This window comes from Streptomyces sp. NPDC005574 (genome assembly GCF_040605435.1).
In the GTDB taxonomy this organism is placed as follows: domain Bacteria; phylum Actinomycetota; class Actinomycetes; order Streptomycetales; family Streptomycetaceae; genus Streptomyces.
On record NZ_JBEXCW010000299.1, the window covers coordinates 1 to 1,738 of the forward strand.

The 1,738-nt window shown below is 66.6% G+C and carries 1 protein-coding gene and 1 pseudogene; both read left to right on the forward strand.

Going from position 1 to position 1,738, the window contains the following annotated elements; genetic code table 11:
• The coding region (locus ABZT03_RS44300) for a DUF2637 domain-containing protein (protein WP_356049994.1) at positions 1-1,311 on the forward strand (1,311 nt) is incomplete at its 5' end.
• A gap of 185 nt (positions 1,312-1,496) precedes the next feature.
• Positions 1,497-1,738: pseudogene (locus ABZT03_RS44305) on the forward strand (DNA-directed RNA polymerase subunit alpha); the annotation flags it as partial.

Here is a 1,738-nt window from a genome sequence, read left to right on the forward strand (position 1 = left end):
AGGATCCCCTTCCCGCTGCTGCGCCAGACGGCGTGGCTGCTGACGGTGGCGACGATCGCGTTCAACGGCGCGGCGGCCTGGCCGGACCCGCTGGGTGTGGGCATGCACGCGGTCATCCCGATCCTGTTCGTGGTCTCCGTCGAGGCGGCCCGGCACGCGATCGGCCGGATCGCCGACATCACCGCCGACAAGCACATGGAGGGCGTCCGCCCCACCCGCTGGCTCCTGTCCCCCCTGCCGACCTTCCTGCTGTGGCGCCGGATGAAGCTGTGGGAGCTGCGCTCCTACGAGCAGGTCATCAAGCTGGAGCAGGAACGTCTCGTCTACCAGGCGCGGCTGCGCTCCCGCTTCGGCCGGGCCTGGCGGCGCAAGGCCCCGGTGGAGTCCCTGATGCCACTGCGCCTGGCGCGCTACGGCGTCCCCCTGGCGGACACAGCTCCAGCAGACCTGGCTGGCGCCGCCACCAAATCGCCGCTGTTCCCGCCCTCGACACCTTCACGGGAGGTCGAAGTGCCGCCCAGCCCCAGACCGAACCCTCTTCAGCCACTGCTCGCCGGACACTTCCCGCTCCCACAGCCCGGGCAGCCGCAACCACAACTGCAGCACCATGCCCCCAACGACCAAAACTCGCACTTCAAGGTTCTCGACCACAAGGCAGTCCACGGCAGCGGCTACGACCCGACATACGACGAGCCGAAGCACCACATCTCCAGGGGTGCTGAACGCATACAAGGGCGGGAGGAAGAACCATCTGCCGAACAGTCCCCAGCAGGTCAAACGGCGACCACCCCCTCGGCCACAGCCCCTCCAGCCCCGGCTTCTGCCACGGCCCGTGCAACTGCAGCAGATCCCTCACCAGCCGCCGGCCCCACGACGCAGTCTCACCCGCGTCCCGCAGGCACGACGCAGGTGCCGGACGAGACAACATCCCCGCAGCACGGCCTGTCCCCGGTGGACCGCTACTTCCTGGCCTGGCAGGACTTCCAACACCAGCACAAAAAGGAACCAACCCCCGCCGAACTCTCCTCGCACCTCGCCCGCCAGGGAGTCCTCGACCGCGCCAACCAGCCCCTCAAAGCAAAAACGCTGACCCGCTACTTCCTGCAATTTCGGATCTACGCTGCCTGGGCCGAACAGCGAGCCGTCGATGACCATCCACCTCTCGACCACATTGCCAAGGAACTCGCACGCCGTGGCATCACAGCCCAGTACAACCAGCCTATTGACACACATGACCTGGAAAAGCACCACGACAGGTTCGAACGCCGCTGGCAAGCGCTACGCCAAAGACACCCGGATGCCGGGGCTTAAGAACGCCCTTTTCTCAGACCCGGTCGGCAGGCCAAAGCCTGCCGCGGGCCCTGCGTCCATACCTCTCACCGGGTGGGGGTAAGCGGTGGGGCCTCAGTAACGGCTCTACCGCCCCCATCGCACGTACCCTTCATTGTGTCCACGGCGTCACATAGCGGGCGCCGAACCACTGGAGGCAACACCTCGTGCTCATCGCTCAGCGTCCCTCACTGACCGAAGAAGTCGTCGACGAGTTCCGCTCCCGGTTCGTGATCGAGCCGCTGGAGCCGGGCTTCGGCTACACCCTGGGCAACTCCCTGCGCCGTACCCTGCTGTCCTCGATCCCCGGCGCCGCTGTCACCAGCATCCGCGTCGACGGCGTCCTGCACGAGTTCACCACCGTGCCGGGTGTCAAGGAGGACGTCACCGACCTGATCCTCAACATCAA